The organism is Pseudomonas sp. R5-89-07, from assembly GCF_003851685.1.
GTDB lineage: Bacteria > Pseudomonadota > Gammaproteobacteria > Pseudomonadales > Pseudomonadaceae > Aquipseudomonas.
On sequence record NZ_CP027727.1, the window covers coordinates 4,800,958 to 4,823,508 of the forward strand.

The following is a 22,551-nucleotide window of genomic DNA, read 5'->3' on the forward strand; positions in this document are numbered from 1 at the left end:
AGACTTTACAGAAACATTCAGTAGCATCGGGCCATCTTCGCTGAAAAGACGCCATCGTGCAGCAGCAAATTGATAGACCGAACGGTCAGGTTTTGACTGGGTTCAATTCGACATGAAAACGGCAGCCGTTGGGCTCCATGGTGCTAAGGGTCACGCTCCAGCCCTGGCTCTCACAGATACGTTGCACCAGCGACAAGCCCAGCCCAAGGCCATCACCGCGCTTCTCGCTGCCGCGTACAAACGGCTCGAACATCGCTTCACGCTTGTCTTCGGGAATGCCCACACCGGAGTCCTCCACCACGAAACCGCTCGGCTCCAGGGTGAGGCGAATAAAGCCTTGCTCGGTGTAATGCAGTGCATTGCGCAACAGGTTGCCCATCACGGCATGCAGGAACGTGGTGTTGTAGCGTGTGTCCAGCGGGCTGCCTGGGCAATAGATCAGCTCCAGGCCTTTTTGCTCGATGGGCCCACGCCAGATCCCGAGCAGATCCTCGGCGACCTGTGTCAGGTTGACCTGGGCCAACATGGCGGCATCTTCATGCTTGGCGCGGGCCAGCATCAGGAAGGTCTGCACCAGTTCGCGCATTTCTTCACAGGCGCGAGCGATGCGCTGGACCTGGTTGCGACCTCGCTGATCGATGGCGGGGTTCTCCAGCAGCAGCTCGCAGGAGCTGGCCAGTACCATCAAGGGTGTACGCAGCTCATGGCTCACATCGCTGGTGAACAACTGTTCGCGCGACAGCGCCTGACGCAAGCGACCCAGCGTGGCATCGAATGCCACCGCCAACTCACCCACTTCGTCGGCCGCATAATCCGGCGCCAGAGGCGGGGCAAGTCCCAGCAGTTGGTCGCGATGGCGCACCTGGCGAGCCAGCCGCACGACCGGCGCCATCACTTTGCGCGCCAGCACCCAGCCGAGAAACACCGCCAGCGCCAGGCTGAGCACGAAGCCCACCAACACCACGGCAAACAGGACGCGCTCGCGCTCTTCGAAATCGCTCTGGTCCTGCAGCAGCACATAGCGCCGGCCATCGATCACTTCGACCATGGCGTGGTACGACAGCGACTCGCGAAACACTTCATGAAAGCCTGGCTCCAGATGGCGCAAATCCTTGGGCAGTTCGAAATCGCCGGGGCCGCCGCTGAAATAGAACAACTGGTCGGGCTCGGGCCGGTGTCGCCAGTCTTCCATGCTGTCCATCAACAGCAGGCGTTGCAGGTCGCCGCCCAGGCCCGCCGAAATCAGCTTCTCTTCCACCAGGTGCACCGTGGCGACGATGCCCATGGCGAAGGCGCCTGCCACCAACGCGCTCATCAACGCAAAGGCGATGATGATCCGCTGGGCAAGGCTTTGCTTAAACTCCATCACGGCCCTCGGCCAGGCGATAACCCACACCGTGCACCGTTTGCAGCAGCGGCTTGGCGAAGGGCTTGTCGATCACTTGGCGCAACTGGTGAACGTGGCTGCGCAGGCTGTCGCTGTCCGGGCAATCATCGCCCCACAAGGCTTCTTCGAGGATTTCCCGGCGCAATACGTGCGGGCTCTTCTGCATCAGCACCGCCAGCAGTTTCAGGCCGACCGGGTTGAGTTTGAGCAGGCGCCCTTCGCGCGTGACCTCCAGGGTATCAAGGTCGTAGCTCAGGTCGCCGACTTGCAAGGCACGGCGCCCGCCACCTTGGGCACGGCGCAGCACCGCTTCGATACGCGCGGCCAGTTCGGACAAGGCGAATGGCTTGAGCAGGTAGTCATCGGCTCCGGACTTGAAGCCCTGCAGCCGGTCGTCCAACTGGTCACGGGCGGTGAGCATGATCACCGGCGTGTCGCGGCGTGCATCTTCGCGCAGGCGCTTGCACAGGGTGTAGCCATCGATGCCCGGCAGCATGATGTCGAGCACGATCAAGTCGTAATGCTCGGTGGCGGCCAGGTGCAGGCCTGACAGACCGTCCTGCGCGCAGTCCACTGTGTAGCCTTTTAGCCCCAGGTAATCGGCCAAGTTGGCCAGAATATCGCGGTTGTCTTCAACCAATAAAATTCGCATGGGCAGTGTCTCCGTACGCGGTAACGGCCGTGTTGGCTCGCGCAGCTTAAGGCCAAGTGTCGCTCAGGGATAGACCTGCAAGGCCCGTCGATAAAGGTTTTCAACCGATTATTGAACTAAACGAGTTTTTCACTATAGCTTCACAAACTGACTACAGTGTCAGCGTGAAGATCGCCCCCATTGATAAAAGGAAATTGGACATGGGTTTTCCCAAAACCGCGCCTATGCGCTATCTGCTGCTGATAACCGGCGCCTGGCTGGTTATTTTCCTGCTCACCCGTAGCGTACTGCTCATCACGCATTTGGATGAAGTCAGCGGCAACCTGCTGCCGGTATTCGGCGTGGGTTTGCTCTACGACCTCGGCTTCCTGGCCTATGCGGCGCTGCCGCTGGGGCTGTATCTGCTGCTGTGCCCGCCTGCGCTGTGGCGCCGCCGCGGGCATCGCTGGTTCCTGCAAGCGCTGCTCACGGTGAGCCTGTTCGCGATGCTGTTCACGTCGGTGGCCGAATGGCTGTTCTGGGATGAGTTCGGCGTGCGCTTCAACTTTATCGCCGTTGATTACCTGGTGTACTCCGACGAGGTCATGAACAACCTGCTGGAGTCCTATCCGATCGGCAAGCTGCTCAGCCTGCTGGCGATGCTGGCACTGATTCTCAGCGTGGCCCTGCGCAAGCCTTTCAACGCCGCGATGGCCGCGCCCCTGCCGGCGCTGCGTGGCCGGTTGGTGAATGCCCTGGCCTTGCTGGTGGTCGCCGGCCTCAGTCTGCAATTGATCAGCCAGGACAGCCCGCGCACCCAAGGTGGCAACGCCTACAACAACGAACTGGCCAGCAATGGCCCCTATCAGTTCTTTGCCGCGTTCCGTAACAATGAACTGGATTACACGCAGTTCTATAAAAGCCTGCCAACCGATGTGGTCGCCAAGCAATTGCGCGCCGAACTCAGCGAACCTAACGCCCGTTTCATCGACCAAGACCCGCTGGACATCCGCCGCGCCATCACCAACCCCGGCACGCTGCGCAAACCCAATATCGTGCTGGTCACCATCGAGAGCTTCAGCGCGAAATACATGGGCAGCAATGGCGACGAGCGCAACCTCACGCCCAACCTCGATGCGCTGCGCAAACAGAGCCTGTTCTTCAATAACTTCTATGCCACCGGTACGCGTACCGACCGTGGACTGGAAGCTATCACTTTGGCGATTCCTCCTACGCCTGGGCGCTCTATCGTCAAGCGCATCGGCCGCGAAAGCGGTTTCGCCAGCCTGGGGCAGCAGCTCTCCGCGATTGGCTACGACAGCGTGTTCGTCTACGGCGGGCGCGGTTACTTCGACAACATGAACGCGTTTTTCAGCGGCAATGGCTACCGCGTCGTCGACCAGAGCAGCGTGCCCGAAGCGGAAATCTCGTTCAAAAATGCCTGGGGCATGGCCGACGAGGACCTCTACAAACAAACCCTGAAATTGGCCGACGCCGACTACGCCAAGCAACAGCCGTTCCTGCTGCAGTTGATGACCACCTCCAACCACCGCCCCTACACCTACCCGGACGGGCGCATCGATATCAAATCCGGCAAGGGCCGCGACGGCGCGGTGAAATACACCGACTACGCCATCGGCCAGTTCCTCGACGCCGCGCGGCAGAAGCCCTGGTTCGATAACACGATCTTCGTGTTCGTCGCCGACCACACCGCCGGCAGCGCAGGCAAGGAAGACCTGCCGATCACCAACTACCAGATTCCGCTGTTTATCTATGCACCGAAGCTGATCGATGCGCGGGAAAACGCGCAACTGGCCAGCCAGATCGACCTGGCGCCCACGCTGCTGGGCCTGATAAACCTGAGCTACGAATCGACGTTCTTCGGCCGCAACCTGTTGCAGGACAATCCGCTGCCACCGCGGGTGGTGGTCGGCAACTACCAGCACCTGGGCCTGTTTGACGGGACCAACCTGGCGATCCTCAGCCCGCGCAAAGGCCTGCGTCGCCATGACCAGGCGCTGGGTGACAGCCAGGAACTGCGTGTCGGCAGCGATGACCCGTTGATCCAACGGGCGATCACCTATTACCAGGCCGCCAGCTATGGCTACAAACAACAACTGCTGAGTTGGAGAGCCCCCAAGGAAGAGGCCCCGGTCTTGAGCACACGCTAATCGGAAAGTCCCGTACAGGTGAGTACGGGACTTTTCTTGCCAAGGTTCGTCATGAATCCCCCCGCCTCTATTCCCGTTTCAAAACCGCTGAATTTCTGGCTGTGCCTGGGCCTGCCCACCGGCGCAGCACTGGCCTTGCTGCTGCTGCAGCTGACCTCGCTGGACATGGACCTGGCCAAGCGTTTCTACGACCCCGAGCAGGGCGGTTTCATCGGCCGCTACAGCTTCTTTCTCGAAGACATCCTGCATGATCGCGCCAAGCAACTGGTGATCCTGTTCTCGGTACTGGCGATTCTCGGGCTGGTCGGCAGCTTCATCCTGCAGCGACTCAAGCCTTATCGCCGCGAGCTGGTGTGCCTGGTGCTTTCCCTGGGATTGGCGACGGCCTATGTAGCGCCATTGAAAACCGTCACCGCCGTGCAATGCCCGTGGAGCCTCAAGGAATTCGGCGGCCAGGAAACCTACAGCGAACTGCTTAGCCCTCGCCCGCCTACCGACAAGCCCGGGCGCTGCTGGCCCGGCGGCCATGCGGCAACCGGGTTCGCCTTGTTCGCCTGGTTCTTTGCCCTGCGCGATCGCCGGCCACGCATGGCGCGCAACGCGTTTATCTTTGCGGTGGGACTGGGCAGCGTGTTTTCCGTCAGCCGCATGCTGCAAGGCGCGCATTTTTTTTCCCACAACGTGTGGACAGCAATCTTCTGCTGGCTGATCTGCCTGGGCCTGTATTGCCTGCTGTTGTACCGGCCATCGAAGCCCGCCACGTCCCGTTGACGGCTTGCGCAACACCCATAAAAAAACCCCGCCTGCATCGCTGCAGGCGGGGTTTTTCAGTAGCCGGGTAAGGCTGGCTTACATCATGCCGCCCATGCCACCCATGCCGCCCATGTCTGGCATACCGCCGCCGCCAGCGCCTTCAGCCTTAGGCTTGTCAGCGATTGCAGCTTCGGTGGTCAGGATCAGGCCACCGATGGAGGCTGCTGCCTGCAGCGCGGAACGAGTCACCTTGGTTGGGTCCAGGATGCCCATTTCGATCATGTCGCCGTACACGCCAGTCGCAGCGTTGTAACCGTAGTTACCTTTGCCGTTCTTGACTTCGTTGACCACAACGCTTGGCTCGTCGCCGGAGTTGGCAGCGATCTGGCGCAGCGGCGCTTCAACGGCACGACGCAGTACAGCGATACCGACGTTCTGGTCAGCGTTGTCGCCGGTCAGATTGGTCAGGGCTTCCAGAGCACGGATCAACGCAACGCCACCGCCAGGTACCACGCCTTCTTCAACGGCTGCACGGGTTGCGTGCAGGGCGTCTTCAACGCGGGCCTTCTTCTCTTTCATTTCAACTTCGGAACCAGCGCCAACCTTGATCACTGCAACGCCGCCGGACAGCTTGGCCAGACGCTCTTGCAGTTTTTCACGGTCGTAGTCCGAGGAAGTCTCGGCCACCTGGGCGCGGATCTGAGCGATACGCGACTCGATGTCGCCTTCAACGCCAGCACCGTCAACGATGATGGTGTTTTCCTTGGAGATGGTCACGCGCTTGGCGCTACCCAGGTTTTCCAGGGTCGCGCTTTCCAGGCTCAGGCCGATCTCTTCGGAGATAACGGTACCGCCGGTCAATACGGCGATGTCCTGCAGCATGGCCTTGCGACGGTCACCGAAGCCCGGAGCCTTGACGGCTGCGACTTTGACGATGCCACGCATGTTGTTCACGACCAGGGTCGCCAGGGCTTCGCCTTCAACGTCTTCGGAAACGATCAGCAGTGGGCGGCCGGCTTTGGCGACGGCTTCCAGTACTGGCAGCATTTCGCGGATGTTGGAGATCTTCTTGTCGACCAGCAGGATCAGCGGGCTGTCCAGCTCGGCAACCATGGTGTCTGGCTTGTTGACGAAGTACGGGGACAGGTAGCCACGGTCGAACTGCATGCCTTCTACAACCGACAGTTCGTTTTCCAGGCCCGAGCCTTCTTCAACGGTGATCACGCCTTCTTTACCGACTTTTTCCATGGCTTCGGCAATGATGTCGCCGATGGAGCTGTCGGAGTTTGCGGAGATGGTGCCTACCTGAGCGATGGCCTTGGTGTCAGCGCATGGCTTGGACAGGTTTTTCAGCTCGGCCACGATGGCGATGGTCGCCTTGTCGATGCCGCGCTTGAGGTCCATCGGGTTCATGCCGGCAGCGACGGCTTTGTAGCCTTCGTTGACGATGGCCTGAGCCAGAACGGTAGCGGTGGTGGTGCCGTCACCGGCGTCATCGTTGGCACGGGAGGCAACGTCTTTGACCAGCTGCGCGCCCATGTTTTCGAAACGGTCTTCCAGTTCGATTTCTTTGGCTACGGAAACGCCGTCCTTGGTGATGGTCGGAGCGCCGAAGCTCTTCTCGATGATCACGTTACGACCTTTCGGGCCCAGGGTCGCTTTTACTGCGTCAGCCAGGACGTTAACACCGGTGAGCATTTTCTTGCGGGCGGAGTCGCCGAATTTAACTTCTTTAGCAGCCATGATCGATATTCCTTAAATACTTTGGAGTAAACGGGAAAATGAGCGGGGAAATCAGTCTTCCAGAACGGCGAGAATTTCGTTCTCAGCCATTACCAGCAGGTCTTCGCCGTCGATTTTCACAGTGTTGCTGCCGGAGTAAGGGCCGAAAACAACCTTGTCACCCACTTTCACGGCCAGCGCACGTACTTCACCGTTTTCCAGGGCTTTGCCTGGGCCTGCAGCGATGATCACGCCGTGGTTGGCTTTTTCAGCAGCCGAACCTGGCAGAACGATGCCGCCAGCGGTTTTCTTTTCTTCTTCGCTGCGACGGATGACGACGCGGTCGTGCAGAGGACGAAGCTTGCTCATTGTCGATCTCTCCTAATTGTGTTTTTCATCGGCCGGTATCAATTCCGGCGGGTTAAATTCCGGCGGTGCCGGTCGCGGTTCGCTGGGCGAGCCACGGAAGTCTGTCTAGTGTCACCACCAGAAACCTTGCGGTGACCGTTACATAAGGGCGCCCAGGTTTATTACAAGGGGCAGCGAATGAAATTTTTTGTGTCTGCTCAAGGGTAAATGCAACACGGCACCCGAAGGTGCCGTGCCAGTGAAGCGGTTATTTGCTGTCGCGGTGTTCGAACTCGCCTTCGATCACATCGCCTTCCCGCCCCAGGGGCTGGCGCGGGGCCGGGCCGCCACGGGGTTGCAGGTCGTCGGCGAAGGCACGCTGGCGCATGGCCGCTTCTTCGGCACGCTGGCGCATCTTGCCGGCCAGCAATTTACGGATGACCGGCAGCAGCATGACCAGGCCGACCACGTCACTGATAAAGCCCGGCAGGATCAACAAGCCACCGGCCAGGGCCATCATCAGGCCTTCGAGCATGGTCTGGGCGGGCAGTTCGCCGCGGTTCAGGCTTTCACGGGCACGCAGCGCCGTGGCCAGGCCGGCGACGCGCAGCACCAGAACGCCGAGCATCGAGCCGAGAATGATCAGCAACAGTGCCGGGAAAAAACCGATCGCACCGCTGACTTGAACGAATACGAACAGCTCCAGCACCGGGAACAAGAGAAAAAGCAGCAAAAAAGGGCGCATCAAATGGTTCCTCAACGCAAGAATGCCTTGCTAGTCCACCTTAGATGACGTCGCCTTTTCGTGAATTCAAGCGCTAACCTCTGATTTTTTCGGCCAGATCTCGGCGTGAGCCAATGAAACCAGGGCTTCGCGTACTTGTGTCGGCGTGTTGCAGGGTTCGGCAAACGATAACCAATGCAGGGATTGCCCGATGCGCAGGTGCATGCCTTCGCTGTCGATACCGGCCAGTTGCGCAGGCTCGCTTGTGGGCAAACCGGCGAGGTCGACGTAATGGGCGATGGCCTTGGCGTGATCGCTGTTCATGTGCTCGATCATGCTGCGCTCAACCTTGCCCGCGAACGGATTGGCCAAGGTCAGTTGGTCGACCCAGTGGATCGCGCCAAAGCCACCGATATAACGGTGGCGCACCGGGTTGAGTACCCAGAAGTCGAAGTCGTGGGCCTTGTGGTAGTTGGCCGACTCGGGGAAGTAGCGGTAGTAGCGCTCGGCAGCGGCTTCGATGGCAGCCGGGTCGTCGAGTTTTTCGGCTTGCGCCAGGTAGGTCAGGCGCCCGACGGCCTGCACATCGTCAGCTTCGCGCTCACCGACCAGCAACGAACACTTGGGGTCCTTCTGCAGGTTGTGGGTGTGCTGGGCGATGCGGCTGATCAGGATCAGCGGGCGGCCCTGCTCGTCGAGGCAGTACGGCACGACCGAACCGAAGGGAAAACCGGGCATGGCTTTGGACAGTGTGGCCAAGGCCCCACGGTATTCTTTGAGCAACAGCTCTCGGGCGTTCCTGGCAACGTGCGCGCTCAATGTATGACTCCTGGTTGTTTCGCCGCCCATGGCATATGGGAATGGATCTCAACACAAGGTAATCAATATCCGCGCAGGTTGCCAGAGCGCTCGACGCCGCTTTACCAGGCCACGCCAAACCCTGCGGTGTAACGGGTCTTGCTCAGGCTGCTGTCGGAGTCGCCGCTGATGACGTCGCGCTCCGCCTTGAGGTTGAGCGATGCCCATTCGGTGACCTTGTAGCGCAGGCCCATCTCGGCATCCAGCGCATACTCGGCCGGGCCGTCCAGCGGCTTGCCCAGTTCGCCGTTGGTAAAGAATTCAACGGTCTTGCCCACCAGGTAGCGGTTGTAGTTCCACTTCATGGCCAGGGAATAGAAGTTGTCCTTGCCGCCATCGGCGTATTCGTAATCGGTGCGGTTGACCAGCGAGCCGAGGGAGAACGCGCCCAGTTCATCGTCCCAGAACTGATAGCCGGGACCAGTACCGACAGTGCGCTGGCGCGCCAGGTCTTCGACCTTGTCGCGCTTGTAGGTCAGGCGGCCCTGCCAGAACCAGTGCTCGGTGATAAAGCGATCCAGGTCGTATTCCAGGGCCCAGTTGTCGGTGGTGGTGACGTCGTCCTGGAATTCGCGGTTGTATTCGCCCGTGCCGGTGTGGCGCCACTGGCCATGACGGGCCGAGGTCTTGAAGTCGATATCGTAGTCGTTGGTGTCTTTGTCGGCGCGCTTGTAGTCCAGCGCCAGGTCGACGTTGCCCTTCCACACCAGGTCCTCGATCACAGGCTTGGGCTTGATGATCTGCTGGATGCTGGCCAGGTCTACGGTCTTGGGCGCTTCGCCGTTGGCCAGCACCACCTTGCCATCTTCGGCGGCCTTGAGGGACTTGGCCTTTTCACCGGTATAGGCGTCCTGTTTGACCAGCAGTTCCTGGTCGCTCTCCAGGGTTTTGACCTGTTTCCAGTCAACCGGGATTGCGCCGCCGTAGCTGGTCTGGATCAGCAACTTGCCGCCGTCGAAGACTTTGATCTTGCCGGTCAGGCGGTCACCGTTCTTCAACCAGACGGTATCGGCGAGCAAAGGCGTGGAAGCACTGAGGACAGCGAGGCACAGCAGGGTTCTGGACAACATAAGCAGATACGGGGCTCGGGGGTGGCGAAAAGAAGGGGCTATCGTCGTAGATAGCCTGAACTGACTCAACTATTTATAGTGAGTTCAATTCTCACCGCCAAGTTTACAGACGTTTCTCACAAAAACTCCGACGTTCTCAACGGATAGCCTCACAGTGAATGAACCTGCCGACACCCCGCAGAGCCCCGCCGACATGCGCCGCACCGCGCTGTACCTGACGTTGGCGCAAGTACCGCCAGGTTGCGTCGTAAGCTATGGCGAATTGGCACACCTGGCAGGGCTGGGGCGCGCTGCGCGCTGGGTCGGACGTACCTTGAGCCAGCTTCCGGCGGACACCCGACTGCCCTGGCACCGGGTGCTGGGTGCCGGTGGTCGGATAAGTCTGCCGGTGGGCAGCGCCTCAGGTGACGAACAACGTGCGCGTTTACGTAGCGAAGGTGTCAGTATCCTGAACAATCGCGTTGATATTCAGCGCCATGGCTGGCGCCCGGTAGAGCACAGCGGTTAGAGTGCGCGCTTTGTTTCCGCAAATCTGAGGCAGACTCCAGCCCATGCCCCGTAAAACCTGGCGCGCCGCGCTCGCCGCCTATGCCAGCCCCTCGACGTTAGTGCTGTTGTTGCTCGGTTTCGCTGCCGGCCTGCCTTATATGTTGGTGTTCTCGACGCTTTCCGTGTGGCTGCGTGAAGCGGGTGTTGCTCGCGAGACCATCGGTTACGCCAGCCTGATCGGGCTGGCCTACGCCTTCAAATGGGTCTGGTCGCCGCTGCTCGACCAATGGCGCCTGCCGTTGCTCGGAAAACTCGGGCGCCGGCGTTCCTGGCTGGTGCTCGCCCAGTCGCTGGTGATCCTCGGATTGATCGGCATGGGCTTTTGTGACCCGCAAAAACACTTGTCCTGGCTGATCGCTATTGCCGTCGTCGTTGCCTTCGCGTCGGCTACCCAGGACATCGCCGTCGATGCCTACCGCCTGGAAATCGCCGACGACAGCCGCCAGGCCGCCCTCGCCGCCAGCTATATGTCCGGTTATCGCATCGCCGCCCTGCTCGCCACGGCCGGTGCGCTGTTCTTTGCCGAAGGCTTCGGCTCCACCGGTTTCAACTATAAACACTCGGCGTGGACCGGCACCTATGTGCTGTTCGGCGTGTTGATGATTCCGGCGCTGCTCACCAGCCTGTTCATGCGCGAACCCAACGTGCCGCTGCGCACCCAGCTGCAGGCCGGGCGCTACAGCTTCGTACATCAGCTGGTGTCGGTGTTCGTGCTGATCGTGTTGCTGGTGTCGGTGCCGGCGATGTTTACCCAGCTGTACAACACCGATTTCGCCAGCGTGCTGTTCCAGGGTGTAAGCCTGTGGGAACTGCTGATGGAAGACCGCGCATTCCTGCGCGCCATCCTTTATATCCTGCTCACCAGCCTGTGCCTCTCGGCCATGGGCCGCCGTGGCCTGGCGCCGGTGCTGACACCGGTCAACGACTTTATCCTGCGCTACCGCTGGCAGGCGCTGCTGCTGCTCGGGTTGATCGCCACCTATCGCATGTCCGACACGGTCATGGGCGTGATGGCCAACGTGTTCTATATCGACCAGGGCTTTACCAAGGACCAGATTGCCGGGGTCAGCAAGATCTTCGGCCTGATCATGACCCTGCTTGGCGCCGGCATGGGCGGCCTGTTGATCGTGCGGTTCGGTATTCTGCCGATCCTGTTCATCGGCGGCGTGGCCTCGGCCGGCACCAACCTGCTGTTCGTGATGCTCGCCGACATGGGCCCCGACCTGCAGATGCTGATCGTCACCATTTCCCTGGATAACTTCAGTTCGGGCCTGGCCACGTCGGCGTTCGTCGCCTACCTGTCGAGCCTGACCAACCTGAAGTTCTCCGCCACCCAATACGCGCTGCTCAGCTCGATCATGCTGTTGCTGCCGCGCCTGATCGGTGGCTATTCGGGGGTGATGGTGGAGAAGTTCGGCTATCACAACTTCTTCATGATCACCTGCCTGCTGGGTGTGCCGACGCTGTTCCTGATTGCCTTGCACTGGTTCCAGGAGAACCGGCGCATTCGGTTGAACCCTCCAACAGAGGACTGACAATGTGGGAGGGGGCAAGCCCCCTCCCACATACGCTCTGCATTCTGATACCTGTACTCCAGCAGCCCGCGCCCGTACAATCCCAAGTCATTTCAAGTCCAAGCAACCGACAACGGCCTACCATGCGTACCAGTCAATATTTGCTCGCCACACAGAAAGAAACGCCTTCCGATGCGGTTGTGATCAGCCATCAGCTGATGCTGCGCGCCGGCATGATCCGCAAACTGGCCTCTGGCCTGTACACCTGGCTGCCCATGGGCTTGAAGGTGATGCGCAAGGTCGAAGCCATCGTTCGTGAAGAAATGAACGCCGCCGGCTCTCTGGAAGTGTTGATGCCGAGCACTCAACCGGCTGAACTGTGGCAGGAATCCGGGCGCTGGGAAGAGTACGGCCCCGAGTTGCTGCGCTTCAAGGACCGTCACGGCCGCGATTTCTGCGCAGGCCCCACCCATGAAGAAGTCATCACCGACCTGATGCGCAACGAGTTGAGCAGCTATAAACAGCTGCCGCTGAACCTGTATCAGATCCAGACCAAATTCCGTGACGAAATCCGCCCACGCTTCGGTTTGATGCGCGGCCGTGAATTCATCATGAAGGACGCCTATTCGTTCCACGCCGACCAGGCTTCCCTGCAGGCGACCTACGACCGCATGCACCAGGCCTACTGCAATATCTTCACGCGCCTGGGCCTGAAATTCCGCCCGGTTGAAGCGGACAACGGCTCCATCGGCGGTGCCGGTTCCCACGAATTCCACGTGCTGGCCGAATCCGGCGAAGACGATATCGTGTTCAGCAACGGGTCGGATTACGCGGCGAACATCGAGAAGGCCGAAGCCATCCCACGGGAAACCTCGCGCCCAGCGCCAGCCGAGGAGCTGCGCCTGGTCGACACCCCAGATACCAAGACCATCGCGGCCCTGGTGGAAAAATTCAATCTGCCGATTGAAAAGACCATCAAGACCCTGATCGTGCGCGCCGAAGAAGAAGGCAAGCTGATCGCCCTGGTGATCCGTGGCGACCACGAACTCAACGAAATCAAGGCCGCCCAGCAACCTGGCGTGGCCAGCCCGCTGGTCATGGCCACCGATGCCGAACTGCGCGACGCCATTGGCGCCGGCGCCGGTTCCCTCGGCCCGCTGAACCTGCCGCTGCCGATCATCATCGACCGCTCGGTCGAGCTGATGAGCGACTTCGGTATCGGTGCGAACATCGACGACAAGCACTACTTCGGCGTGAACTGGGAACGCGACCTGCCGGTTCCGACCGTGGCCGACCTGCGCAACGTCGTGGCCGGCGACCCGAGCCCGGATGGCAAGGGCACCCTGGAGATCAAGCGCGGCATCGAAGTCGGGCACATCTTCCAGCTGGGCAACAAGTACAGCAAGGCGATGAAGTGCGAAGTGCTGGGCGAGAACGGCAAGCCGATCACCCTGGACATGGGCTGCTACGGCATTGGCGTATCCCGTGTGGTCGCCGCTGCCATCGAGCAGAACAACGACGAGAAAGGCATCATCTGGAGCGACGCCCTGGCACCGTTCCAGGTGGCGCTGGTGCCGTTGCGCTATGAAACCGAGCAAGTACGCGAAGCCACCGACAAACTGTATGGCGAACTGACGGCCGCCGGTTTTGAAGTGCTGCTCGATGACCGGGACAAGAAAACCAGCCCGGGCATCAAGTTCGCCGACATGGAACTGATTGGCATCCCCCACCGCATCGTGGTCAGTGACCGCGGCCTGGCCGATGGCAATCTGGAATACAAGAGCCGGACCGAAGCCCAAGCCCAACCGTTGCCGGTGGCTGACGTGCTGTCTTTCCTTCAGGCGCGTATTCGTCGCTGAAAACCAGATCAAGAGAAGTCATGTTCAAGCGAAACACCAGAGCCCTGGGGGGCGCCGCCTTGTGCGGCGCCCTGCTGGTCAGCGGCTGCGCCAACCAGATGTCGCAACGCAGTGAGCACGAGGAGCGGGTCGAGCGTAAGTTGCTCGACCACAGCCTGCAGATCGATGTAGGCGAGCCCAAAGTGCTGGAGCTGCCGCAACGTCGGGTTCGGATTCACGAGCAGAAGACCTTTGAAGTCACCGAATTCGAAGTCACCCGGCGTTACGACCGCTACACGCCCTATCAGCCCTGGCGCAAACTCTATGAGATGCCCCTGGGGGCGGTAGCCCTGGTGGCTGGCGCGGGCGCCAATGTGGTGAATATCTTCGCCCTCGGTAACCTGCCTGCCAGCATGACGCGCGATTGGCTGAGCTATGGCGTGGACGGCATCAACCCGTTCATGAACGTGCAATCCCACGGCCGTGCGCAACAGAACCTCGCGGGCATCGATGAAATCCAGCGTGACAAGCGCCTGGAATACTCAAGCCTGCCGTGGAGCGAGCGCCCGGTACAGGTCACCGCCGGCAAGCAGACCCATGACCTGACCACCGACCGCGACGGCGTGCTGCGCCTGAACCTGTTGGACAGTCCATTTGCCGAGCAGGACCTCAACCGCGTCACCACCTTGAAGATCAGCGTGGAAGACGGCCAGGACGATGTGCACACCGACTCGACCCTGGCAATCAGCAACACCCTGCGCGGCAAATTGCTGGAAGCCCATGGCCTGATCTACGACGACCTTGAAGACGACGAAGTGAGCCAGTGGGTGCACCGGGTCAAGCGCCTTTCGGAGCTGGGCCTGGAAGAAGAAGCCAGCGAACTGGAACAAAGCCTGATCGAACTGACGCGCAATGATCCGGAGCTGCAGCAGGAGTTTTTGCAGGCCCTGGCCAAGGATGCAGGGCGATTGGTTGCAGATCCTGGCGCACGCTGAGTTCTCAAGGTTTGCGCGGATCAAAATGTGGGAGGGGGCTTGCCCCCGATAGCGGTGCGTCAATGTCAGATGTACTGAATGACACACTGCAATCGGGGGCAAGCCCCCTCCCACATTTGATCTGTTACATTTTTTAATCCCGGTTTCTACCAGGCAAACTCCAGCTGTTCATTGCCGCTGCGCAAATCCAGCAACCTCACCCCAATCCCCAGCAACCGCACCGGCTTTGCACCACGATTGAATGCCTGGGTCATCAGCTGTTGATAACTTTCCAGGTCCCGCCCTGCCCCCGCCTGCTCCAGGGTGGTCTGGGTGAAGTCATGAAACTTGACCTTCACGAACGGCTTGCCCGCCCGGTAGCTGCTGTCGATACGCGCCATGCGCCCTGCCAGGGTTTCCATCAGCTCGGGCAGCTTCGCCAGGCAACTGGAAAGGTCCGGCAGGTCCACATCGTAGGTATTTTCCACACTGATGGATTGGCGCCGACTATCGTTATGCACCACCCGGTCATCGATCCCACGGGCAAGGCTCCAGAGCCGTTCACCAAAACTGCCGAATTCGCGCACCAGCGCCAGCTTGTTCCACTCACGCAATTGCAGGCAGTCCTCGATGCCCAGGCGCGCCAGCTTGTCGGCGGTGACCTTGCCGACCCCGTGCAATTTGCTCACCCGCAGCTGGGAGACGAAATCTTCGACCTGGTCCGGGGTGATCACAAACAGGCCGTTGGGCTTCTTCCAGTCGCTGGCGATCTTGGCCAGAAACTTGTTGGGCGCTACGCCGGCAGACACGGTGATATGCAATTGGTTGGACACGCGCCGGCGGATGTCCTGGGCGATGCGCGTGGCGCTGCCGCCAAAGTGCAGGCTGTCGGAGACGTCGAGGTAGGCTTCATCCAGCGACAACGGCTCGATCAAGTCGGTGTAGTCGCGAAAGATCGTCTGGATTTCCTTCGACGCTTCTTTATACGCATCCATGCGCGGCTTGACGATGGTCAGGTCCGGGCACAGCTTCAACGCGTGACGTGATGACATTGCGGAGCGCACCCCGTACGCCCGCGCCTCGTAATTGCAGGTGGCGATCACCCCCCGTCGATCCGCCGAGCCGCCGACAGCCAGGGGCTTTTGCGCCAGGCTCGGGTCATCGCGCATCTCGATGGCGGCGTAGAAGCAATCACAGTCGACGTGGATGATTTTGCGCTGCGTCATATAAACGGGGTGTGAACCAACGGGTGGCCAGTATCGCATTCACCCCTGTATATAGCACCAGTAGTTTGAATCTTCTGCCTGAGCGGTAGGAAATATCGCAGCTGAATTTATTTTCTCAATCGAATTCAACCTTCCAATAGAGCTGAAAGCCTTGGCCCGACTGGCTCCGCGCCCCCCAGCCGCGCGTCTTGGAGAGCTAACCGATTGAACCACAAGCGCTTTTGTTCAGTTTTCGGGTTGACACCCTCGCGTTCCTCTGTAGAATGCCGACACACAGACGCGGGATGGAGCAGTCTGGTAGCTCGTCGGGCTCATAACCCGAAGGTCGTCGGTTCAAATCCGGCTCCCGCAACCAAACATCAAAAAAGGCTACTCGAAAGAGTGGCCTTTTTTGTGCGCGCCTGTTTTTACCCCACCCCTTGTAGGAGCGAGCTTGCTCGCGAAAGACGTCAACGATAACGCAGCACTTCAGGTAGCCAGCGGTATCTGGAAGTTTTTCGCGAGCAAGCTCGCTCCTACAGGGAGATGCCAAGGCCTTGATTTTGAATAAATCACACTAATTTGAGCCATCGGCTGATTAACGGTTGACACCTCGGCGCTGGACTGTAGAATGCCGCCCACAGACGCGGGATGGAGCAGTCTGGTAGCTCGTCGGGCTCATAACCCGAAGGTCGTCGGTTCAAATCCGGCTCCCGCAACCAAACATCAAAAAAGGCTACTCGAAAGAGTGGCCTTTTTTGTATCCGGTAAAAAAGTTCTTCTGAAACAATGGCATGGCATCTTTCATGAAACCGTAGACGGTTTATAGAGTCCATCTCATTGCACGCTATGCTCAGTGCTCAAGCGCTACCCTCTACGACCAATGGCCGCAGTCGCCGCACTCGGTGATCCGCGTTAATATTTGTAATTATTTTGTCCATAGGGATTGGTAACTTGGCTGGATACCTCCATCCTGTCGCGCACAATCCACGAGGTGATTGATGCGCGCCAACTCGTCTGAACCACACGACACCGTCACAGCGGAACAACCGATCCCTCCCACCCGTTTGCGTTGGCTGGATCTGTTGAGCAAATACCGTCAGCCCATCGGCCTGGCCGTTACCCTGCTGCTGTTTGCAATTGCCCTGATCGCCTGCCGACACTTGTTGTTGGAACTCGACCTCTACGCCCTTCACGACTCGATCCTGGAGGTGCCTAAGCCGGCCTTGCTCGGCGCGTTTGCGGCAGCGGTGGCCGGTTTCATCATTCTGCTGGGCTATGAATTCTCCGGCGCACGTTATGCCGGCGTGACACTGCCCGCCAAGACGCTGGCACTGGGTGGCTTCACCGCCTTTGCCATCGGCAACGCCATAGGCTTGTCGATGCTCTCGGGCGGTTCGGTGCGCTACCGTTTATATGCACGTCATGGCATTGGCGCTTCAGAAGTCGCCCACATGACCGTATTCGCCAGCCTGGCGCTGGGCTGCGCGCTGCCGCCACTGGCCGCATTGGCCACGTTGAGCAACTTGCCGGCCGCATCGACCTACCTGCATTTGCCGCAGAGCCTGCTCGGTGGCGTTGCCGGCGCGGTGCTGCTGTTGTCGGCCATGCTGTGCATCGGCATCTATCGCCGTCGCCTGCCGGAACAACCCTACCCGGATAACCTGCTGGTCAAGGCCGGGCGTCGCACCCTGCGCCTGCCTGGCCGTCGCTTGACGTTCCTGCAGTTGATCATCACCGCACTGGACGTCGCCGCCGCAGCCACGGTCCTTTATCTGCTGCTGCCCGAAGCACCGCCGTTCGGCCCGTTCCTGTTGGTGTACCTGCTGGCCCTGGCCGCCGGTGTGCTCAGCCACGTACCGGGAGGCGTCGGGGTTTTCGAAGCGATCCTGCTGGCGGCCTTCGCCGACAAACTCGGCGCCGCGCCACTGGCGGCGGCCCTGCTGCTGTACCGGATGATCTACGTGGTGTTGCCGCTGCTGATCGCGTGTGTCTTCCTGTTGGTCAACGAGGCCCAGCGCCTGTTCCAGACTCAGCAGAGCCTGCGGGTCGCCTCGGGCCTGGCAGCACCGGTGCTGGCCGTACTGGTTTTTTTGTCCGGCGTGGTCCTGCTGTTTTCCGGCGCCACGCCGGAGATCGATTCACGCCTGGAAAACATCGGTTTCCTGATTCCCCACCGCCTGATTGACGCTTCGCACTTCGGTGCCAGCCTGATCGGCGTGCTGTGCCTGTTACTGGCCCAGGGCCTGCGTCGGCGTTTGTCGGCCGCCTGGATGCTGACCATGGTGCTGCTGCTGGTCGGCGCCCTGCTCTCGCTGCTCAAGGGTTTCGACTGGGAAGAAGCCAGCCTGATGACCATGACCGCCGTGCTGCTGGCGATCTTCCGACGCTCCTTCTACCGCGCCAGCCGCTTGACCGAACTGCCCTTCTCGCCGCTGTACCTGGTGGCCAGCGTGTGCGTGTTGGGTGCGTCGATCTGGCTGCTGCTGTTTGCCTATCAGGACGTGCCCTACAGCCATCAACTCTGGTGGCAATTCACCCTCGATGCCAACGCCCCGCGCGGCCTGCGCTCATTGCTGGGTGCCGCCGTTTTGCTGGTGATCGTGTCGCTGACCTGGCTGCTGCGTACCGCGCGCCCGGTGATCCATCTGCCAACCCCGGAAGAACTCGAGCGCGCCTCCAAAATCCTGATGGCGTCCTCGCAACCGGACGGTGGCCTGGCGCTGACCGGCGACAAGGCATTGCTGTTCCACCCCAACGATGAAGCCTTTTTGATGTATGCCCGTCGCGGGCGCAGCCTGGTGGCCTTGTACGATCCGATCGGCCCGACCCAGCCGCGCGCCGAGATGATCTGGCAGTTCCGCGACCTGTGCGACATCCACCACGCACGCCCTGTGTTCTATCAAGTGCGCGCCGAGAACCTGCCGTACTACATGGACATCGGGCTCACCGCGATCAAGCTGGGCGAAGAAGCCCGTGTCGATCTGAAGCGCTTTGACCTGGAAGCCAAGGGCAAGGAAATGAAGGATCTGCGCTACACCTGGAACCGTGGCACCCGGGACGGCCTGTCCCTGGAAATCTGCGAACCGGGCACGGCGCCGATGGATGAATTAAAAGTTATCTCGGACGCCTGGCTAACCGGTAAGAATGTGCGCGAAAAAGGCTTCTCCCTGGGCCGCTTCAGCGACGACTACCTCAAGCACTTTCGTATCGCGATCATTCGCTTCGAAGGGCGCCCGGTGGCCTTCGCCAACCTGCTCGAGACGTACAACCATGACCTGGCCAGTCTTGACCTGATGCGCGCGCACCCGGACGCGCCTAAGCTGACCATGGAATTCATGATGGTCGGCCTGATTCAACATTATAAGAACCACGGCTACGCCCGCTTCAGCCTCGGCATGGTGCCGTTGTCGGGCCTGCAACCACGGCGTGGCGCGCCACTGACCCAACGCTTGGGCTCGATGGTGTTCCGCCGCGGCGAGCAGTTGTATAACTTTCAAGGCTTGCGCCGCTTCAAAGACAAGTTCCAGCCTGACTGGGAACCCCGTTATATGGCCGTGCCCGCAGGACTTGATCCGCTGGTGGCACTGGCCGACACCGCCGCCCTGATCGCGGGCGGCTTGACTGGATTGGTGAAACGCTGATGATTCGACGCTCCTGGCGGTATGTATTGGCTTTTGTAGTGCTGCTCGCGCTGATCCTGGGCGGCGGCTACTGGTACTGGAACCGCCCTGCCCCACAGCCGACCCTGGAGCAATTGCCCCAGGCCGATGGCTCAGTGATGACCCGCGTAACCCCCGCCAGCACGGCCAAAGCCCGCGTGGCAGTGGCCGTGATGGCCGACGAAACCCTCACCGACAGCCAACTGATCGCCCTGAGCCAGGGCGGCTCGGCGCAGATCGTCCAGGTGGTCCTGCCCAAGGAAGACTGCAAACTGCAGGAGCAAGCGCTGCAAAGCGCCCTGGGCCAGCTTAAAGGCCCGGCGACCCTGGTCAGCGGCATCGGCCCTGGCGCCGCGCTTGCCTGGCGCTGGTTGGCCACCCAGAACGACGACAAGGCCAACGCCATCTCCGTCGGCTTCGCCCTGAAACAGGAAGGCTGCAACGACCCGCTGCCGAAAACCACCGCCCATGGCAATTGGCTGGTGGCCTGGAACGACAACCCTGACGATGAAAGCGCCAGTTTCGTACGCGACACACCGCGTGCCACCACCAGCATCAGCGACTACGACATTCATTACCCGCAGGTCCTGAACAACGAACTGCGCAAGCAACTGGTGGGTTCGGACAACGGCGGCCTGGCGATTCCAGTGGTGGAAGTGCCAGCAGGCCAGGCCAAGGACACGGTAACCCTGTTCCTCTCCGGTGATGGCGGCTGGCGCGACCTGGACCGCGACGTGGCCGGCGAGATGGCGAAGATCGGCTACCCGGTGGTCGGCATCGACACCCTGCGCTACTACTGGCAGCACAAGAGCCCGGAACAGAGCGCCAAGGACCTTACCGAACTGATGCAGCACTATCGGCAGAAATGGGGCACCAAGCGCTTCGTGCTGACCGGTTATTCATTCGGCGCCGACGTACTGCCGGCGATCTACAACCGCATGCCGGCAAACGAGCAGCAACGGGTCGACGCGATCATCCTGCTGGCCTTCGCCCGCACCGGCAGCTTTGAAATTGAAGTGGAAGGCTGGCTGGGCAATGCCGGCAAAGAAGCTGCGACCGGCCCGGAAATGGCCAAGCTGCCAGCAGACAAGGTGGTGTGCATCTACGGCGCCGAGGAAGTCGACGAGAGCGGCTGCACCGACAAGACCGCCGTAGGCGAAGCCATGAAGCTGCCAGGTGGGCATCACTTCGACGAGAACTACCCGGCGCTGGCCAAGCGTTTGGTGGATATCATCGTCAAGCACCAGGCCAAAGCCGAGTAAGCACTACACACAACCCAATGTGGGAGGGGGCAAGCCCCTTCCCACATTTGTACTGCAGTATCAGTTAGCTCTAACGCGGTTCGATATGCGCAATCATCAGCTGCACCGTTTCATTGCCACGATACTCGTTCACATCCAGCTTGTAGGCCAACTCCACCCAGCGCACCGTCGGGTTCGGCCAGATTTCACGGTCCACGCCGAACGCGATGCCATCGAGCTTCACTGACCCGCATTCGCTCTTGAGCACCACCTTCAGGTGCCGTTCGCCCACCACCCGCTGCTCCACCAACTGGAACACGCCGTGAAACAATGGCTCGGGAAAGTGCTGCCCCCACGGGCCGGCATGGCGCAGCGCGCGGGCCAGTTCCAGGTGAAACTCTTCCACCGCCAGGGTGCCGTCGGTGAGCAGTCGACCGGTGAGGTCTTCTTCGCGCAGCTGCCGACGCACTTCGGCGTCGAAGGCTTCGGCGAACAAGGGGAAATTCGCTTCGGGCAGCGTCAGGCCCGCCGCCATCGCGTGCCCCCCGTATTTGGCGATCAGGTTGGGATGCTGGCTGGCAACCACCGCCAGCGCATCACGGATGTGAAAGCCCTGCACCGAACGCCCGGAGCCCTTAAGCAGGCCATCGCCGGCATCGGCAAACGCGATGGTGGGACGGAAATAGCGCTCCTTCATGCGCGATGCCAGGATCCCGATCACCCCTTGGTGCCACTCCGGGTCGAACAGGCACAAGCCGAACGGCATCGACTCCAGCGGCAAATCCTTGAGTTGCGCCAGCGCCTCGCGCTGCATGCCTTGCTCGATGGACTTGCGGTCCTGGTTCATGCCGTCCAGTTGCGCGGCCATTTCCCGCGCCGCGGCAAAGTCCGCGGTGAGCAGGCATTCGATACCCAGGCTCATATCGTCCAGGCGCCCGGCGGCATTGAGTCGTGGGCCGAGGATGAAGCCGAGGTCGGTGGAAGTGATACGGGCGTGGTCGCGCTTAGCCACTTCAAGGATCGCCTTGATCCCCGGCCGCGCCCGACCGGCACGAATACGCTCCAGCCCCTGGTGCACCAGGATGCGGTTGTTGGCGTCCAGCGGCACCACGTCGGCGACGCTGCCCAAGGCCACCAGATCGAGCAGTTCGCCAATGTTCGGCTGCGGGCTGCTGTCATACCAGCCCAGGCTGCGCAAACGCGCGCGCAGGGCCATCAATACGTAGAAGATCACACCCACGCCGGCCAGCGCCTTGCTGGGGAACGTGCAGCCCGGCTGGTTCGGATTGACGATCGCATCCGCCGCCGGCAGTTCATCGCCCGGCAAGTGGTGATCGGTCACCAGCACCTTCAGCCCCGCCGCCTTCGCCGCGGCCACGCCTTCGACGCTGGAGATGCCGTTGTCCACCGTGATCAGCAACTGCGGCTCGCGCTGCAGCGCCACCGCAACGATCTCCGGCGTCAGGCCGTAGCCGTACTCGAAACGGTTGGGCACCAGGTAATCGACATGGGCGGCACCGAGCAAACGCAGGCCCAGGGTGCCCACGGTGCTGGCGGTGGCGCCGTCGGCGTCGAAGTCACCAACGATCAGGATACGCTGGCGCTGCTCCAGCGCCGTCACCAGCAGGTCGACGGCGGCATCGATGCCCTTGAGCTGCTGGTAGGGGATCAACCGCGCCAGGCTCTTGTCCAGCTCGGCTTGCGATTGCACCCCGCGTGCGGCGTAAAGACGGGTCAGCAGCGGTGGCAATTCACCGAGGAATGGCAGGACGGCGGGCAAGGGACGGGGATCGATACGCATACGGTGACAGGCGCTTCTCTTCTAATACGACGGTTAAACAACACGACTCAAATCAACGCAGATCAACTGTGGGAGGGGGCTTGCCCCCGATAGCGGCGGGTCA

General features: G+C 60.8%; 17 protein-coding genes and 2 tRNA genes. 10 read left to right on the top strand and 9 right to left on the bottom strand.

The window, feature by feature from the left end:
- Positions 1-85: 85 nt before the first annotated feature.
- Both C4J94_RS21940 and colR read right to left on the bottom strand, forming a co-directional pair.
- Complete coding sequence (locus C4J94_RS21940) at positions 86-1,366, bottom strand: HAMP domain-containing sensor histidine kinase (RefSeq protein ID WP_124388041.1); 1,281 nt, start codon at positions 1,364-1,366, stop codon at positions 86-88.
- Positions 1,356-2,039 carry a two-component system response regulator ColR gene (colR, locus tag C4J94_RS21945; protein ID WP_003175870.1) on the bottom strand — a complete coding sequence of 228 codons (684 nt, stop codon included), beginning with the start codon at positions 2,037-2,039 and terminating at the stop codon, positions 1,356-1,358. Before colR ends, C4J94_RS21940 begins: the two co-directional genes overlap by 11 nt.
- A gap of 200 nt (positions 2,040-2,239) precedes the next feature.
- Between colR and C4J94_RS21950 the strand changes: the two genes are divergently transcribed.
- Positions 2,240-4,189, top strand: a complete 1,950-nt coding sequence (locus tag C4J94_RS21950) for an LTA synthase family protein (RefSeq protein WP_124388042.1) — start codon at positions 2,240-2,242, stop codon at positions 4,187-4,189.
- Between the two features lie 51 nt (positions 4,190-4,240).
- On the top strand, positions 4,241-4,960 hold the full coding sequence (locus tag C4J94_RS21955) for a phosphatase PAP2 family protein (RefSeq protein WP_124388043.1): 720 nt from the start codon (positions 4,241-4,243) through the stop codon (positions 4,958-4,960).
- 78 nt (positions 4,961-5,038) lie between these two features.
- Here the strand turns inward: C4J94_RS21955 and groL are convergent, their stop codons facing one another.
- From groL to C4J94_RS21980, 5 genes are all read right to left on the bottom strand, one after another.
- On the bottom strand, positions 5,039-6,685 hold the full coding sequence (groL, locus tag C4J94_RS21960; RefSeq protein ID WP_065887544.1) for a chaperonin GroEL: 1,647 nt from the start codon (positions 6,683-6,685) through the stop codon (positions 5,039-5,041).
- A gap of 51 nt (positions 6,686-6,736) precedes the next feature.
- Positions 6,737-7,033: a co-chaperone GroES gene (gene groES / locus C4J94_RS21965; protein WP_124388044.1), complete on the bottom strand. Its 297-nt coding sequence runs from the start codon at positions 7,031-7,033 to the stop codon at positions 6,737-6,739.
- 247 nt (positions 7,034-7,280) lie between these two features.
- Positions 7,281-7,757 (bottom strand): FxsA family protein, encoded by a 477-nt coding sequence (locus C4J94_RS21970; protein WP_124388045.1) that lies wholly within the window; start codon positions 7,755-7,757, stop codon positions 7,281-7,283.
- Between the two features lie 66 nt (positions 7,758-7,823).
- Positions 7,824-8,555, bottom strand: a complete 732-nt coding sequence (locus C4J94_RS21975; protein ID WP_124388046.1) for a HugZ family protein — start codon at positions 8,553-8,555, stop codon at positions 7,824-7,826.
- A gap of 101 nt (positions 8,556-8,656) precedes the next feature.
- Positions 8,657-9,664 (bottom strand): DUF481 domain-containing protein, encoded by a 1,008-nt coding sequence (locus C4J94_RS21980; protein WP_124388047.1) that lies wholly within the window; start codon positions 9,662-9,664, stop codon positions 8,657-8,659.
- A gap of 193 nt (positions 9,665-9,857) precedes the next feature.
- Here C4J94_RS21980 and C4J94_RS21985 point away from each other — a divergent pair, with 193 nt between their 5' ends.
- From C4J94_RS21985 to C4J94_RS22000, 4 genes are all read left to right on the top strand, one after another.
- Positions 9,858-10,172 (top strand): MGMT family protein, encoded by a 315-nt coding sequence (locus C4J94_RS21985; protein ID WP_256657733.1) that lies wholly within the window; start codon positions 9,858-9,860, stop codon positions 10,170-10,172.
- Positions 10,173-10,215: 43 nt separating this feature from the next.
- Positions 10,216-11,748 (top strand): AmpG family muropeptide MFS transporter, encoded by a 1,533-nt coding sequence (locus C4J94_RS21990; protein ID WP_124388049.1) that lies wholly within the window; start codon positions 10,216-10,218, stop codon positions 11,746-11,748.
- 122 nt (positions 11,749-11,870) lie between these two features.
- Positions 11,871-13,586 carry a proline--tRNA ligase gene (locus tag C4J94_RS21995; RefSeq protein ID WP_124388050.1) on the top strand — a complete coding sequence of 572 codons (1,716 nt, stop codon included), beginning with the start codon at positions 11,871-11,873 and terminating at the stop codon, positions 13,584-13,586.
- 20 nt (positions 13,587-13,606) lie between these two features.
- Positions 13,607-14,560, top strand: coding sequence for a hypothetical protein (locus C4J94_RS22000; RefSeq protein WP_124388051.1), 954 nt, complete (start codon positions 13,607-13,609; stop codon positions 14,558-14,560).
- A 146-nt stretch (positions 14,561-14,706) separates the two neighbouring features.
- Here C4J94_RS22000 and dinB read toward each other — a convergent pair whose 3' ends face one another.
- Entirely contained in the window at positions 14,707-15,765 is a 1,059-nt protein-coding gene (gene dinB, locus C4J94_RS22005; RefSeq protein ID WP_124388052.1) for a DNA polymerase IV, read from the bottom strand.
- 278 nt (positions 15,766-16,043) lie between these two features.
- Here dinB and C4J94_RS22010 point away from each other — a divergent pair.
- From C4J94_RS22010 to C4J94_RS22025, 4 genes are all read left to right on the top strand, one after another.
- Positions 16,044-16,120, top strand: a tRNA-Met gene (locus C4J94_RS22010).
- A gap of 269 nt (positions 16,121-16,389) precedes the next feature.
- Positions 16,390-16,466: transfer RNA gene (locus C4J94_RS22015), tRNA-Met, on the top strand.
- Between the two features lie 279 nt (positions 16,467-16,745).
- Entirely contained in the window at positions 16,746-19,388 is a 2,643-nt protein-coding gene (gene mprF, locus C4J94_RS22020) for a bifunctional lysylphosphatidylglycerol flippase/synthetase MprF (RefSeq protein ID WP_124388053.1), read from the top strand.
- A complete protein-coding gene (locus C4J94_RS22025) occupies positions 19,388-20,668 on the top strand; it encodes a virulence factor family protein (protein ID WP_124388054.1) in 1,281 nt (426 codons plus the stop codon). The genes mprF and C4J94_RS22025 overlap by 1 nt, the downstream gene beginning before the upstream one ends.
- A 70-nt stretch (positions 20,669-20,738) precedes the next feature.
- Here the strand turns inward: C4J94_RS22025 and recJ are convergent, their stop codons facing one another.
- Positions 20,739-22,448, bottom strand: a complete 1,710-nt coding sequence (gene recJ, locus C4J94_RS22030) for a single-stranded-DNA-specific exonuclease RecJ (RefSeq protein ID WP_124388055.1) — start codon at positions 22,446-22,448, stop codon at positions 20,739-20,741.
- Positions 22,449-22,551: the final 103 nt, after the last annotated feature.